The sequence below is a fragment of the Streptomyces sp. NPDC060027 genome (assembly GCF_042737005.1).
Taxonomy (GTDB): domain Bacteria; phylum Actinomycetota; class Actinomycetes; order Streptomycetales; family Streptomycetaceae; genus Streptomyces.
Map to the genome: position 1 here is coordinate 1 of NZ_JBHWVI010000227.1, position 14,085 is coordinate 14,085.

Genomic DNA, 14,085 nt, shown 5'->3' on the forward strand with positions numbered 1-14,085 from the left:
TGGTCGGCACGGGCATGCGGCCCGCGATCACGGCCGCCGCGCTGGTCTATCTCATGTAGCCGTGCGGACAGCCCCCCAGGGGCGGCCACCGCGCCGGCCGGGCGCGGTGGCCCCTCGGACCGGGTCGTCGCGGCGGAGCCGGCTCCGCGGCTCACCCGAACAGATTCAGCTCTTCCTCCTCCGCACCCACCAGCTCGTACGGCGTCGCCCCCGCGACCGGCCGCCCCGAGTAGAGCCGTACGAGGGTCGCGGCGCCGCCGATGTAGCGGGCCGGCGGCCGGTCGCCGGGGACCCCGCCCAGACGCAGGGGGTCGTCCAGGTCGTCGAGGTCCGCGTGCAGCGGCACATGGCCGCGTTCGCGGCTGACGCGGACCAGGAGCGTGAGGGCGTGCGGAAGTCCCGTGCCCTCGTAGGCGCCCGCTTCCCCGAACGCCTCGCGCACGTCCCCGGCGTGGACCCACTCGCCGAGCGCGACCGCGTCGAGGACACCGCCGGCCCGGGCGATCGCCGGCCCCGCCTCGGTCATCCCGCGTTCCAGCTCGTCGATGACCCGCTCCGTCGGCCAGTCGCCGCGCTCGGCGATGTCGCGGTCGTTGGCCTCGGGACTGAACACCCCGGGTTCGAAACGGCTCTCGACGACCCGCATCAGCACGGCCGAGCAGTGCGCCAGCAGCTCCCGCACCGTCCACGCCGGACACCCGGCCGTCGGACGCGCGAAGTCGCCCTCCGGCCTGGCCCGCAACAGCGGGATCAGCGCGTCGCGCTCGGTGCGCAGGAGCAGACCGGGCAGTTCCGGGTCCCGTACATCGTGTGCGTCTCCAGGAATCATGACTCCACCGTAGGAAGGCGTCGGCCGCGCGGCGAGGAGAATGGCGTCATGGCAGCAGAGAGCAACCGCCACCCGGCCCAAGGGGACCTGACGAAGCGCTGGGCGGAGACCGTCCGGGCCGCCCGTGGCGGCGAGGGCGGGTCCGGCCCCTCACCGCTCCCCTACGCGGCGAACCTCCTGGACCGCTGGGCCGAACCCCGGCGCCGGTACCACACCACCGACCACCTCCTCGCGGTCCTCGACCACGTCGACGTGCTGGAGGCGCACGGGGAACGTGCCGAGGACCCGGCCGCCGTGCGCCTGGCGGCCTGGTTCCACGACGCCGTGTACCTCCCGGACCGTTCGGAGAACGAGGAGCGCTCCGCCCGTCTCGCCGAACGCGCCCTGACCGAGCTGGGCGTCGACGCGGACCGCACGGCCGAGGTCGCCCGGCTCGTCCGGCTCACGGTCTCCCACGACCCCGCCGACGACGACACGAACGGCGCCGTCCTGTGCGACGCCGACCTGGCGATCCTGGCGTCGCCCCCGGCCGCGTACGCCGCCTACACCGCCGCCGTCCGCGAGGAGTACGCCTTCGTCCCCGACGACGCCTTCCGCGCGGGCCGGGCGGCCGTGCTGCGCCAACTCCTCGACCTGCCGCGGCTGTTCAGGACGCCGTACGGGGAACGCGAGTGGGCGCGGCCGGCCCGCCGGAACATGGGGGACGAGCTCGCGGCTCTGACACAGGCATGACGGGCGGCGACGAGCGTCGGCCGAGGGGCACAGGGGAGGACGGGTTCGACGGCGGGCGCCGGAGCACGTACGAAGGAGACATGCCCCCGAGCCCCGGCCCCCTGAAGCCGGACATACCCGCGACCGCCTCCGCCGACGACCGGCCCCGGATGCCCCTGTCCGTCTACATCCTCGCCCTCTCCGTCTTCGCCCTCGGCACCAGCGAGTTCATGCTGTCCGGGCTGTTGCCGCCCATCGCCGACGACATGGGCGTGACGATCCCGCAGGCGGGCCTGCTGATCTCGGCGTTCGCGATCGGCATGGTCGTCGGGGCGCCGTTGCTGGCCGTGGCGACGCTCCGCCTGCCGAGGCGGAACACCCTCGTCGCGCTGATCGCGGTCTTCGGGCTCGGCCAGGTGGCCGGTGCCCTCGCGCCCGGGTACGCCGTGCTCTTCGTGTCACGCGTCGTCAGCGCCTTCGCCTGCGCGGGCTTCTGGGCGGTCGGAGCCGCCGTGGCCATCGCGATGGTTCCGGTGACCTCGCGGGCCCGGGCGCTGGCCGTGATGATCGGCGGCCTGTCGGTCGCGAACGTGCTGGGCGTGCCCGCCGGTGCCTTCCTCGGCGAAGGGCTCGGCTGGCGGTCCGCGTTCTGGGCCGTCGGAGCGGCGTCCGCGGTCGCGCTCGTCGGCATCGTGACCCTCGTCCCGCGCATTCCGCCCCCGGACGAGCGGCCGCGGCTCGGCAGGGAGGTGCTCATCTACCGTGACCGGCAGGTCTGGCTGTCCATCGGCACGATCGCGCTCGCCGCGGCCGGTGTCTTCTGCGCGTTCAGCTATCTCGCCCCGCTGCTCACCGATGTCGCCCACCTCGACGACGGCTGGGTCCCGACCGTGCTGGCGCTGTTCGGCGTGGGCGCGCTCATCGGGACGACCATCGGCGGGCGGTTCGCCGACGCGCACCTGTTCGGGGTGCTGATCATCGGCATGGCGGCGGACACCGTCGTCCTCGTCGCGTTCGCCCTCCTCGGGCGGTACGCCGTCGCGGCCGTCCTGCTCTCCTTCCTGCTCGGGGTCGCCTGCTTCTGCACCGCCCCGGCGCTGAACGCCCGGATGTTCAACGTCGCCTCGGCCGCCCCCACGCTGGCCGCGGCCACCACCACCGCCGCCTTCAACCTGGGCAACACCGCCGGTCCCTGGCTCGGCGGCGCCGTCATCGACGCGGGGCTCGGGTACACGGCCACCGCCTGGGCGGGCGCTGCACTGACGGCCGCGGCCATCGGCCTGGCCGTCGTCTCGCTGCGGCTGCACCGGCGTACACCGGGCTCGCGGGTCGTGAGGAAGACGGGCGCGGCGAAAAATCCCGTACGTTCCCAGGCATGATCCGTCCTATTCTCGGCCGCATGGCAGACATGGGTGGGGATCAGGTGGAGGAAGCCGTCGCGAACTGTGCAGCACTGCTCCGGCAGGCGGCCGGGCGGGACTGGGACGGTGTCCGGGCGGGACGGCTGGAGTGGAGCTGCCGACGGACCGCCGAGCACATCGCCGGTGATCTCATCGCGTACGCCGGGCAGTTGGCCGGGCGGGCCACCACGGCGTACCTCCCGTTCGAGGTCACGCTGGACGAAGGCACCGGCAACGCGGGGGTCGTCGACGTGATCGAGGCGACCGGCGGGCTGCTCGCCGCCGCCGTCCGGACGACGCCGCGCGAGGTGCGCGCCTTCCATCCGTACCCGTTCCGCAGCGCGAACCGTGAGGGCTTCGCCGCGATGGGGGTCGCCGAGGTCCTGCTGCACACCCACGACATCGCCGAAGGACTCGGCCTGCCGTACCGGCCGCCGGCCGAGCTGTGCGCCTGGGTCCTCACCCGGATCTTCCCGCACGTCCGGCCCGAGCCCGACGCGCCGTGGAGCACGCTCCTGTGGGCCACCGGGCGCGGTGAACTGCCCGGCCGCGCCCCGCTCACCGAGTGGCGCTGGAGCAACAACCTGGTGATCGGGACCGAGCGGCTCACGCTCCAGGGGGTCACCCCGGCCGCCGCCGCCGATCTGCGCGCGGGCGGCACGGGCGGCTTCGAGTGGATCGAGGGCGGCCCGTTCGAAGGCACCCGGGGCGCGGCCGGGATGGTCGTGAGCGCGTACGAGGAGGGGGTGCACCGGCCGGAGTGGGGCATGTTCGTCCTCGTACAGCGCGAGGACGGGACGGCGGTCGGCGGGATGGGCTTCCACGGCGTGCCCGACGAGGAGGGGCGCGCCGAGGTCGGCTACGACCTCGCGGAGAACGCCCGCGGCCACGGCTACGCGACCGAGGCGCTGCGCGCCCTCTCCGAGCAGGCCCTCGCCCGCGACGACGTGAAGCTCCTGTTCGCCGCCATCGACCGGGACAACGCCCCGTCCCAGCGCGTGATCGCCCGCGCCGGTTACACCCGCGTGAGCGAGGACGTGGAGCAGGCCGCCTACGAACTGCACGACATGGAGAGGTCATTGCGGCTGTACGCCCGTGAGAGCTGAGCATCCCGCGAGAGCCGGGCATCTCCCGTGAGAGCACCGCGCGCGGTTCAGCCCGCGCGCTTGCGGCGGCGCAGTCCCGCTCCGTGCAGCAGCCGTACGACCTCGCGGCTGCTGACCTCCACCGCCCCCGCGGCGACCGCGTCGGCGTAGCGGTGCGAGGGGATGTCGTAGTGGTCGCGCTCGAAGGCGCGCGGGGGTGCGCCCAGTTCCTCGGCGAACGCGTGCAGTTCGTCGTAGGAGAGATCGCTGATCAGGTGCGACCACACACGGCCGTGCCCCGGCCAGGCGGGTGGATCGATGTAGACGGTCACGAGGGCGGGTTTCCGCCGGTCGCCGAGTGCAGGGAGCCCACCGCGGCGACCTTCACGCCCGCCTGGTGGCAGACCCAGTGCGGGTCGGGGCCCAACTCGGGCTCGACGTCGAGGGCGTGCGGGTCGCCGCTGCCGCACACCGGGCAGAGCGGCCACCGCCCGTGCCGCTCCAGGAGCGCGTCCTGTACGTCCTGGGCGACGAGCCCGGCGACGAATCCGGCGCCCTCCGGCCACTGCTCGACCCACCAACGGCGTTGCACCACCGAGTCCTCGACGAGGGAGACCACGTCCGCCTGGGCCACCTGGCCCGCGATCAGGTCGGCGAGCACACGGGCGCGCGCCGCGTGCAACGCCTGCTCCAGGGGGCTGAGGGGGTTGCCGGTGGAGTCCATGTCCCCATTGTGCGCAGCCTTGACCGTATACCCCAAAGGAAAATATCTTTCATGGCGTGACCCATGACGTGAAGGAAATTTTCGCGGGTGAGGCGCCCCCCGCCCCCGCCGCCCTCGCGGCCAAGGTGCGGACCCTCGCCCCCTCGATGACGCGCTCCATGCAGCGGGTCGCCGAGGCCGTCGCCGGTGACCCGGCCGGCTGCGCGGCCCTCACGGTCACCGGCCTCGCCGAGCTCACCGGCACCAGCGAGGCCACGGTCGTGCGGACGGCCCGGCTCCTCGGCTATCCCGGATACCGCGACCTGCGCCTCGCGCTCGCCGGGCTCGCCGCCCAGCAGCAGTCGGGGCGGGCCCCCGCCGTCACCGCCGACATCGCCGTCGACGACCCCATCGCCGACGTCGTGGCGAAGCTCGCGTACGACGAGCAGCAGACCCTCGCGGACACGGCCGCCGCGCTCGACACGGTCCAGCTCGGCGCCGCCGTCTCCGCCATAGCGACCGCCCGCCGCATCGACATCTACGGCGTCGGCGCGTCCGGCCTGGTCGCCCAGGACCTCCTGCAGAAGCTCATGCGGATCGGGCTCATAGCCCACGCGCACAGCGACCCGCACCTCGCGGTGACCAACGCGGTGCAGCTGCGCGCCAAGGACGTGGCGATAGCCATCACGCACTCCGGCTCGACCGGCGACGTCATCGAACCCCTGCGGGTCGCCTTCGAGCACGGGGCGACGACGGTGGCGATCACCGGCCGGCCGGGCGGACCGGTCGCGCAGTACGCCGACCACATCCTCACCACCTCGACCGCCCGCGAGAGCGAGCTGCGCCCGGCGGCCATGTCGTCGCGCACCAGCCAGCTGCTGGTGGTGGACTGTCTGTTCGTGGGGGTCGCCCAGCGCACCTACGAGACGGCGGCACCGGCGCTGTCCGCCTCGTACGAGGCCCTGGCGCACCGCCACTCCCCTCGCAGCGGCCGATAGCCGCGGCACACGACCGACCGGGAAACCTGATTCAGCGGGGAGACCGCGGTCCGCGGGTGACTGGTAGCGCCCGCGGGGCGGTGCCGCATGCCGTCCCGGCCCGCGTCCCGCCCCCGGGGCGCGGTAACACCTCACCGGAAAGAGCCGCTCCGTCATGACCTCCATGTCCAACTACGGCGATCTTCGAGCAGAGTTGGAGACGCTGACCACCGAGGCGTTCCGCCCTGAATTGTCCGAGATCGACCGGTTGCCCACCCTGGAGATCGCGAAGCTCATGAACGGGGAGGACGCGACGGTGCCGACGGCCGTCGCCGCGCAACTCCCGCTCATCGCCGCCGCGATCGACGACATCGCGGAACGCATGTCCCGCGGCGGGCGCCTCGTCTACGCGGGCGCGGGCACCGCGGGCCGCCTCGGCGTCCTGGACGCCTCCGAGTGCCCGCCCACCTTCAACACCGATCCCTCCCAGGTCGTGGGCGTGATCGCGGGCGGCCCGACCGCCATGGTCACCTCGATCGAGGGCGCCGAGGACTCCAAAGAACTGGCGGCGGCCGACCTGGACGCCCTCGCGCTGACGGCCGACGACACCGTGGTCGGTGTCTCCGCCTCGGGCCGCACCCCGTACGCCGTCGGCGCGGTCGAGCACGCCCGGAAGCAGGGCGCGCTCACGATCGGTCTGTCCTGCAACGCGCACAGCGCGCTCGCGGCAGCGGCCGACCACGGCATCGAGGTCGTGGTCGGCCCCGAACTGCTCACCGGCTCCACCCGCCTGAAATCCGGCACGGCGCAGAAACTCGTCCTGAACATGCTCTCGACGATCACGATGATCCGTCTCGGCAAGACGTACGGGAACCTGATGGTCGACGTACGCGCGTCGAACGAGAAGCTGCGGGCCCGCTCCCGCCGGATCGTCGCGCTCGCCACCGGCGCCTCCGACGAGGAGATCGAGCGCGCGCTGGCCGCCACGGACGGCGAGGTGAAGAACGCCATCCTGACGATCCTCGGCGATGTGGACGGCCCGACGGCCGCCCGCCTTCTGGAGGAGTCCGAAGGCCATCTGCGCGCCGCGCTGGCGGCGGCGGCCCGCTGACCAGCACGCTCGGGGAGTGCGCACACCGGACTCCCTCACAGCAGCGGCGATCCTCCCCCTCGTGGGCGGCCCCGCGAACGTCCTCTCCGTCGCCCACTGCATGACCCGGCTCCGGCTGGGTCTGCGGGACCGGAGCCTGGTGGACGAGGAGGGCCTGCGGGCCCTGCCCGCCGTCCTCGGCCTGGTCGCGGACGGCGGCGCCTACCAGATCGTGCTCGGCCCCGGCACGGTCGCGCGCGTCACGCCGGAGTTCGAGGCGCTGCTGACGACCACGGCCGACCGGCTCGCCCTGCGCGGCGCCGAGCTGAAGGCCGACCGGAGCCGGCGCAACGCCACCCCCCTCAAACTGCTCCTGCGGCGGATCGCGGACATCTTCGTGCCGCTGATCCCCGCCCTGATCGGCTGCGGGGTCGTCGCGGGCCTCAACGGCCTGCTGATCAACCTCGGCCTGCTGACGGGCCTCACCCCCGCGCTGACCGCGATCGCCTCCGGGTTCATGGCGCTGATCGCCGTCTTCGTCGGCTACAACACGGCCAAGGAGTTCGGCGGCACACCGATCCTGGGCGGCGCGGTGGCCTCGGTCGTCGTGTACGCGGGAGTCGCCAAGGTGACGGTCCTCGGCGTGACCCTCGCCCCGGGCCAGGGCGGCGTCCTGGGCGCCCTGGCCGCCGCCGTCCTCGGGACGTACGTGGAGAAGTGGTGCCGCCGCCGGGTCCCGCCGACCCTGGACGTCCTTCTCACCCCGACCGTCACCGTGCTGCTGACCGGCCTGGTGACGCTGTACGCCCTGATGTACGTGGCCGGTGAACTGTCCTCCGCCATCGGTACGGCCGCGGACTGGCTGCTCTCCACCACGGGCGCCTTCGCCGGGCTGGTCCTGGGCGCGCTGTTCCTGCCCCTGGTGATGCTCGGCCTGCACCAGGCCCTCATCCCCATCCACACCACGCTCATCGAGCAGCAGGGCTACACCGTCCTGCTGCCCGTCCTCGCCATGGCGGGCGCGGGCCAGGTCGGCGCCGCCCTCGCGGTGTACGTCCGGCTGCGCCACGACACCTCGCTGCGGACGACGATCAGATCGGCGCTCCCGGCCGGCCTCCTCGGCGTCGGCGAACCCCTCATCTACGGCGTCTCCCTCCCGCTCGGCCGCCCCTTCCTCACGGCGTGCGCGGGCGGAGCGGCGGGCGGCGCCTTCATCGGCTTCTTCTCGATGCTGGGCGACCAGGTGGGCTCGACGGCCATCGGCCCCTCCGGCTGGGCCCTGTTCCCGCTGCTGTCCGGCAACCGGGGCCTCGCCCTGACCGCGGCGATCTACGCGGGCGGCCTGCTCACGGGGTACGTCGTCGGTTTCGCGGCCACCTATCTCTTCGGCCTCGGCGGCGTGACACCGGCCCGCCGGGCGGAACAGGCCGCGGAGCAGACCACGGAACAGACCACCGTCCAGGACCTGTCCTGACCGGACTGTCGGTGGCGCGTGCGAGGCTGGTTCCATGAACCACGCACAGCTGACCGCCCTCGGCCGCGCCCTGCGGCTGCTCGGGGAGCACGGCGACGCTCTGAACGCCGACACCCCCGACGCCAAGCTGCACGAGGTCAAGGCGGACCTGAAGCGGGCCCTGGACCTGCTCGACGAGACGGTGACGACGGCGGCGCCGACCACTCGCTGCGCCGAGCATCCGAACGGCCCGGTGGACGAGAGCGCCCCGGACCGCTGCCTGCTCTGCGAGACCCGCCGCCGCACCGCCCGCCGCACCGAGGTCAACGACGCGTACACGCACGGCCGGGCGCCCGCCCCGGACGAGCTCCCCGACCGCGCGATGTCCCGCTACGGGGTGCGGGGCGACCGCCCCCAGCCCCAGCAGCGCTGGCTCCCGGAAGTCTGGACCGGCCAGGAGTGGCACCTGTGCGGCACCCCCCGCCGCGACCGCCACGAAGCCGAGCGCTATCTCGCCGCCGAGCGCAGGACCCCCCGCCCCGGCATGGCCTACCGCCTCGTCCACGAGTTCACCGACTACGAGGTGCTCCGCATCTGGGGCACGCCCGTCAAGGTCGACATCGAGCCGATGGGCAACCTGTAGGGGGATCTGCGGGGCAGGCCCGGGGAAGGGCCCCCGGGCGGGCTGTTCCCCGCCCGGGGTCACTTCAGGCGCCCCGCGGTCATGGCAGGCGCCTCGCGGTCACGGCAGGCGCCCCTCCGCGTTGAGCCGCCGCACGCGCGCCCGCAGCACCTCCCCCGGCGGCGCCTCCCCCAGGGCCTCGGGAGGACAGTCCCACTCGCATCCGCCGCCGGGCGGCCGCAGTTGTACGTAGCCGCCCTCGCGCCCCATGACCTGACCGAGCCGGCCGTCCCGCACGTCGACCGCGTACTCCTCGCTCACGCGTCGCCACCGCCGTCCCGCCCGTCGCACCCGCGCAGCACCTCGGTCAGCCGCCGCGCGGTGCCCACGTTGCAGCGGCCGAGCGCCACCAGGGCGAACGGCTCGTCGCTCGCGCCGGTCACCGGATCGACCCGCAGGGACGGCAGCACCACACCGACTCCGGTCAGCGCCGCCCGCAGCTCCTCCACGATCTCCTCCGTCGGCCGTACGCGCTTACTCGACGTCATCTCCATCGCACCGATCCCTTCACGCTGAGTGTTCACATTCACCACCCAGCGTGTCCATCACCCCTCTAACCTGGCCAGAGACGGCGCTCCAACAACCCCACCTGTGTGACAGGGAGTTGCCATGCCCGGACCGAAGAACCTCGATCCGTCCTCCTCGCCGCGCGCCATGATCGGTGCGGAGTTGCGGTACGCCCGCGAGAACGCCGGCCTCAGCCAGGCCGAGTTGGGCGAACCGCTCTTCGTCAGCGGTTCGTTCATCGGCCAACTGGAGTCCGGGACCCGCCGCCTGCACCTCGAATACGCCGTCCAGCTGGACGAGATCCTGGGGACCAACGGGTTCTTCGAGCGCAATTGCAAGGCCTTGGCCAGGTCCAAGTACCCGGACCACTTCGCCGAGGCGGCGGAGGCGGAGGCGGTCGCTTCGGCGATCAGGCACTATCTCCCGCTGCTCATCCCCGGTCTGTTACAGACCCCGGCGTATGCCGCAGCCCTCTTCCGTACCTACCGGCCGACCGCCTCCGACACGGAGATCGAGGAGTTGGTGGCGACCCGCATGGAGCGCACCCACCTCCTCGACGATCCAACAACGCCACTGTTGTGGGTGATCCTGGACGAAGCCGCGCTCCGACGACCGGTCGGTGGACCGGCAGCAATGGCGGAGGCCCTCTGCCATTCGGCGGACCTGGCGCACCGCCGCCGGATCATCATGCAGGTGCTGCCGTTCGACGCTGGCGCACATGCCGCGATGGGTGGCTCCCTGAAACTCATGGAGTTCGCAGACGCACCGCCGCTCTGCTTCGTCGACGGGGTGGACATGGGGAAACTGCTGGACGACCCGGCTACGGTCGCCCGGCACACCCTCACCTTCAGCCTCCTCCAGGCAGCGGCACTTTCACCTCAGGCTTCCCTGGCTCTGGTCGAGTCCGTGGCGCATGATTACGGAAATGGAGACCAACGCCCATGAGCACGAACTGAGTTCGGCCACCTGGTACAAGTCCAGCTACAGCGCCGGGGACGGCGGCGATTGCCTGGAGGTCGCCGAAGAACACCCCACTCTCGTCCCCGTCCGGGACTCCAAGAACCTCGGCCCCGCGATCACCTTCGGGGCCGCCGCCTGGACCGCCTTCGTCGGCCACCTCCGCACCACCGGCTGACCGGCGCGGGGCAGCGAAAAGGGACGGCGCCCGCGAAGCGGCGGGCGCCGTCCCTCCCCCGTACCCCCGTAACGGGGGAGCCGGTCAGCTGAGCGAGCTCAGCGCCGCCGCGTCGTAGGGGGCCAGCTCGTCGAAGCGGCCGGCGAGGACCTTGGCCGCCCACTCGGGGTCCTGGAGCAGCGCGCGTCCGATGGCGACGAGGTCGAACTCGTCGCGCTCCATGCGGTCGAGCAGGTCGTCGATGCCCTTGACGGCGGAACCCTCACCCTGGAAGGCCTTGATGAAGTCGCCGTCCAGGCCGACCGAGCCGACGGTGATGGAGGGCTTGCCCGTCAGCTTCTTCGTCCAGCCGGCGAGGTTGAGGTCGGAACCGTCGAACTCGGGCAGCCAGTAGCGGCGCGTGGAGGCGTGGAAGGCGTCGACTCCGGCGGCCGCCAGCGGGGCGAGGATCGCTTCCAGCTCTTCCGGGGTCTCGGCGAGGCGGGCGTCGTAGGCCTGCTGCTTCCACTGCGAGTAGCGGAAGAGGACGGGGAACTCGGGCGAGACGGCGGCACGCACCGCCGCGACGATCTCCGCCGCGAACTTCGTACGGGCCACCGGGTCGCCGCCGTACGCGTCCTCGCGCCGGTTGGTGCCGGACCACAGGAACTGGTCGATCAAGTAGCCGTGGGCGCCGTGCAGTTCGACACCGTCGAAGCCGATGCGCTCCGCGTCCGACGCGGCCTTGGCGAACGCCTCGATGACGTCGTCGAGGTCCTGCCGGGTCATGGCCCTGCCGGTGACCTCGGCACCCTCGGAGCCGATGCCGGAGGGGCCGACCGGCGGGGCGTCCGCGAACGGCGGCTCGCCCGCGCTGCGCACCATGCCGATGTGCCAGAGCTGGGGCACGATCGTGCCGCCCGCCGCGTGGACGGCGTCGGCGACCTTCGCCCATCCGGCCAGTTGGTCCTCACCGTGGAAACGCGGCACCCGGTCGCTCTGCCCGGCCGAGTCGTGGCCGACGTAGGTGCCCTCGGTCACGATGAGGCCCACGCCCGCGGCGGCGCGGCGGGAGTAGTAACCGACCACGTCCTCCCCCGGTACGCCGCCCGGCGAGAACTGCCGGGTCATCGGCGCCATCGCGATCCGGTTCGGGACGGTCAGGCCGTTCAGGGAAACGGGACGGGAAAGGATCTCGGCTGCGCGGGACGCGGCGTCAGCGGTCACGTGGGGGCTCCTCGGCGAGGTGGTTGGTATGACGTCGTGCGGTCGGCGAGGCAGGAGATTCCGTGCGGTATGTGCACATGCATCGACTGCCTGTCTGGGTCAACCGCCCCACCGGGCGCCGCATTCCGCCGCTCCCGCGCGCGCCGCTGTGATCCGGGCCACGCCCGCGAAAGGCGTCCGGCGCCACGGAGCCCTCGTGGCGCGCCGCCGACGGCGCGGGAAACGCAGAAAACGCCCGAGGGCGGCACCCTCCCACGCGGGAAGGTGCCGCCCTCGGAACGTCAGGACGATGATCGACCGGGGTCGATCAGAAGTCCATGTCACCGCCCGGCATGCCGCCCGGAGCGCCGCCGGCAGCGGCCTTCTCCGGCTTGTCGGCGATGACGGCCTCGGTGGTGAGGAACAGCGCGGCGATGGAGGCGGCGTTCTGCAGGGCAGAGCGCGTCACCTTCGCCGGGTCGATGATGCCCTCGGCGATCATGTCGACGTACTCACCGGTCGCGGCGTTCAGGCCGTGACCGACGGGCAGGTTGCGCACCTTCTCGACGATGACGCCACCCTCGAGACCACCGTTGACGGCGATCTGCTTGAGCGGGGCCTCCAGGGCGAGCTTCACGGCGTTGGCGCCGGTCGCCTCGTCACCGGTGAGCTCAAGCTTCTCGAAGACCGAGGAAGCCTGGAGCAGAGCCACGCCACCACCGGCGACGATGCCCTCCTCGACGGCCGCCTTCGCGTTGCGAACGGCGTCCTCGATGCGGTGCTTGCGCTCCTTGAGCTCGACCTCGGTGGCGGCACCGGCCTTGATGACGGCCACGCCGCCGGCCAGCTTCGCCAGACGCTCCTGGAGCTTCTCGCGGTCGTAGTCCGAGTCCGAGTTCTCGATCTCGGCACGGATCTGGTTGACCCGGCCGGCGACCTGGTCGGCAGAGCCGGAGCCGTCGACGATCGTGGTCTCGTCCTTGGTGATGACGACCTTGCGGGCACGGCCCAGCAGGTCCAGACCCGCGTTCTCCAGCTTGAGGCCGACCTCCTCGGAGATGACCTCGCCGCCCGTGAGGATGGCGATGTCGCCGAGCATGGCCTTGCGGCGGTCACCGAAGCCCGGGGCCTTGACGGCGACGGACTTGAAGGTGCCACGGATCTTGTTGACGACCAGGGTCGACAGGGCCTCGCCCTCGACGTCCTCGGCGATGATCAGCAGCGGCTTGCCGCCCTGCATGACCTTCTCCAGGAGCGGGAGCAGGTCCTTCACGTTCGCGATCTTGGAGTTCGCGATCAGGATGTACGGGTCGTCGAGGACGGCCTCCATACGCTCCATGTCGGTGGCGAAGTACGCCGAGATGTAGCCCTTGTCGAAGCGCATACCCTCGGTGAGCTCCAGCTCCAGACCGAAGGTCTGGGACTCCTCGACGGTGATGACGCCTTCCTTGCCGACCTTGTCCATCGCCTCGGCGATGAGCTCGCCGATCTGGGTGTCGGCGGCGGAGATGGAGGCCGTCGAAGCGATCTGCTCCTTGGTCTCGACATCCTTCGCCTGCTCCAGCAGGGCACCGGAGACGGCCTCGACGGCCTTCTCGATACCGCGCTTGAGGGCCATCGGGTTGGCACCGGCGGCGACGTTGCGCAGACCCTCGCGCACGAGCGCCTGGGCCAGCACGGTCGCCGTGGTCGTACCGTCGCCGGCGACGTCGTCCGTCTTCTTGGCGACTTCCTTGACCAGCTCGGCGCCGATCTTCTCGTACGGGTCCTCGAGCTCGATCTCCTTGGCGATGGAAACACCATCGTTGGTGATCGTGGGGGCGCCCCACTTCTTCTCGAGGACGACGTTACGGCCCTTGGGGCCGAGGGTGACCTTGACGGCGTCAGCGAGCTGGTTCATCCCGCGCTCGAGACCGCGCCGTGCCTCCTCGTTGAACGCGATGATCTTGGCCATGTGAAGTGGTCCTCCCGGACGGGGTGGATTGCTCCGGATCGTGCCCGCGCCCGCGACGGACGGCCTGCAAGCCTTGTGGTTCCTTGCCCCACAGGCCCGCGGGCCTCGCTGACCCGATCCAAGTTCTGTCACTCTCACTGGGAGAGTGCTAACGCCAATGATTAGCACTCGACCCCGTCGAGTGCAAGGTGCGCTCGCGAAGCGAGCCCATTGAGGGGTGACGGTCGGGCGACGGGCGGGCGCAAGCGCCTCTCCTGAAAACGGGCCTCACGAGCGGCCTCCGTACGGCCCCCGGGCGCAGCCCCAGCACGGCGCCCGCACGGGGGCGCTCGCGGGCGCGCGGGCGCGCGGGCGCGCGCGGGACAGCGGAGGAC

At 72.2% G+C, this 14,085-nt stretch carries 16 protein-coding genes; 9 read left to right on the top strand and 7 right to left on the bottom strand.

Annotated elements, in window-relative coordinates:
- Nucleotides 1-151: 151 nt before the first annotated feature.
- Entirely contained in the window at nt 152-829 is a 678-nt protein-coding gene (locus ACFWBT_RS35695) for a maleylpyruvate isomerase family mycothiol-dependent enzyme (RefSeq protein WP_385707109.1), read from the bottom strand.
- Between the two features lie 48 nt (nt 830-877).
- Between ACFWBT_RS35695 and ACFWBT_RS35700 the strand changes: the two genes are divergently transcribed.
- The 3 genes from ACFWBT_RS35700 to ACFWBT_RS35710 all read left to right on the top strand — a co-directional run bounded on the left by ACFWBT_RS35700 (nt 878) and on the right by ACFWBT_RS35710 (nt 4,046).
- The gene (locus ACFWBT_RS35700; protein ID WP_385707110.1) at nt 878-1,561 is read left to right on the top strand and encodes a hypothetical protein; all 684 of its coding nucleotides are present in this window, start codon (nt 878-880) and stop codon (nt 1,559-1,561) included.
- 149 nt (nt 1,562-1,710) lie between these two features.
- Nucleotides 1,711-2,919 carry a Cmx/CmrA family chloramphenicol efflux MFS transporter gene (locus tag ACFWBT_RS35705; RefSeq protein ID WP_385707122.1) on the top strand — a complete coding sequence of 403 codons (1,209 nt, stop codon included), beginning with the start codon at nt 1,711-1,713 and terminating at the stop codon, nt 2,917-2,919.
- A gap of 20 nt (nt 2,920-2,939) precedes the next feature.
- On the top strand, nt 2,940-4,046 hold the full coding sequence (locus ACFWBT_RS35710) for a GNAT family N-acetyltransferase (protein WP_385707111.1): 1,107 nt from the start codon (nt 2,940-2,942) through the stop codon (nt 4,044-4,046).
- Nucleotides 4,047-4,093: 47 nt separating this feature from the next.
- Here the strand turns inward: ACFWBT_RS35710 and ACFWBT_RS35715 are convergent, their stop codons facing one another.
- Both ACFWBT_RS35715 and ACFWBT_RS35720 read right to left on the bottom strand, forming a co-directional pair.
- Nucleotides 4,094-4,357, bottom strand: a complete 264-nt coding sequence (locus tag ACFWBT_RS35715; protein ID WP_385707112.1) for a DUF4031 domain-containing protein — start codon at nt 4,355-4,357, stop codon at nt 4,094-4,096.
- Nucleotides 4,354-4,749 carry a hypothetical protein gene (locus ACFWBT_RS35720; protein ID WP_385707113.1) on the bottom strand — a complete coding sequence of 132 codons (396 nt, stop codon included), beginning with the start codon at nt 4,747-4,749 and terminating at the stop codon, nt 4,354-4,356. The genes ACFWBT_RS35715 and ACFWBT_RS35720 overlap by 4 nt, the downstream gene beginning before the upstream one ends.
- 56 nt (nt 4,750-4,805) lie before the next feature.
- Between ACFWBT_RS35720 and ACFWBT_RS35725 the strand changes: the two genes are divergently transcribed.
- The 4 genes from ACFWBT_RS35725 (at nt 4,806) to ACFWBT_RS35740 (ending at nt 8,891) form a co-directional block, all read left to right on the top strand.
- On the top strand, nt 4,806-5,726 hold the full coding sequence (locus ACFWBT_RS35725; RefSeq protein ID WP_356758313.1) for a MurR/RpiR family transcriptional regulator: 921 nt from the start codon (nt 4,806-4,808) through the stop codon (nt 5,724-5,726).
- Nucleotides 5,727-5,880: 154 nt separating this feature from the next.
- Nucleotides 5,881-6,816, top strand: coding sequence for an N-acetylmuramic acid 6-phosphate etherase (murQ, locus tag ACFWBT_RS35730; protein ID WP_385707114.1), 936 nt, complete (start codon nt 5,881-5,883; stop codon nt 6,814-6,816).
- 16 nt (nt 6,817-6,832) lie between these two features.
- The gene (locus ACFWBT_RS35735) at nt 6,833-8,269 is read left to right on the top strand and encodes a PTS transporter subunit EIIC (protein WP_385707115.1); all 1,437 of its coding nucleotides are present in this window, start codon (nt 6,833-6,835) and stop codon (nt 8,267-8,269) included.
- 34 nt (nt 8,270-8,303) lie between these two features.
- The gene (locus ACFWBT_RS35740; protein WP_266759998.1) at nt 8,304-8,891 is read left to right on the top strand and encodes a hypothetical protein; all 588 of its coding nucleotides are present in this window, start codon (nt 8,304-8,306) and stop codon (nt 8,889-8,891) included.
- Nucleotides 8,892-8,990: 99 nt separating this feature from the next.
- Here the strand turns inward: ACFWBT_RS35740 and ACFWBT_RS35745 are convergent, their stop codons facing one another.
- Both ACFWBT_RS35745 and ACFWBT_RS35750 read right to left on the bottom strand, forming a co-directional pair.
- Nucleotides 8,991-9,191 carry a hypothetical protein gene (locus ACFWBT_RS35745; protein WP_385707116.1) on the bottom strand — a complete coding sequence of 67 codons (201 nt, stop codon included), beginning with the start codon at nt 9,189-9,191 and terminating at the stop codon, nt 8,991-8,993.
- Nucleotides 9,188-9,418: a hypothetical protein gene (locus ACFWBT_RS35750; RefSeq protein ID WP_385707117.1), complete on the bottom strand. Its 231-nt coding sequence runs from the start codon at nt 9,416-9,418 to the stop codon at nt 9,188-9,190. Before ACFWBT_RS35750 ends, ACFWBT_RS35745 begins: the two co-directional genes overlap by 4 nt.
- Nucleotides 9,419-9,539: 121 nt before the next feature.
- Here ACFWBT_RS35750 and ACFWBT_RS35755 point away from each other — a divergent pair, with 121 nt between their 5' ends.
- Together ACFWBT_RS35755 and ACFWBT_RS35760 are read left to right on the top strand one after the other, a co-directional pair.
- Nucleotides 9,540-10,382 (top strand): Scr1 family TA system antitoxin-like transcriptional regulator, encoded by an 843-nt coding sequence (locus tag ACFWBT_RS35755; protein WP_385707118.1) that lies wholly within the window; start codon nt 9,540-9,542, stop codon nt 10,380-10,382.
- Nucleotides 10,363-10,572: a DUF397 domain-containing protein gene (locus tag ACFWBT_RS35760; RefSeq protein ID WP_385707119.1), complete on the top strand. Its 210-nt coding sequence runs from the start codon at nt 10,363-10,365 to the stop codon at nt 10,570-10,572. The genes ACFWBT_RS35755 and ACFWBT_RS35760 overlap by 20 nt, the downstream gene beginning before the upstream one ends.
- 84 nt (nt 10,573-10,656) lie before the next feature.
- Here ACFWBT_RS35760 and ACFWBT_RS35765 read toward each other — a convergent pair whose 3' ends face one another.
- On the bottom strand, nt 10,657-11,778 hold the full coding sequence (locus tag ACFWBT_RS35765) for an NADH:flavin oxidoreductase (protein WP_385707120.1): 1,122 nt from the start codon (nt 11,776-11,778) through the stop codon (nt 10,657-10,659).
- Between the two features lie 307 nt (nt 11,779-12,085).
- A complete protein-coding gene (gene groL, locus ACFWBT_RS35770; protein ID WP_385707121.1) occupies nt 12,086-13,711 on the bottom strand; it encodes a chaperonin GroEL in 1,626 nt (541 codons plus the stop codon).
- Nucleotides 13,712-14,085: the final 374 nt, after the last annotated feature.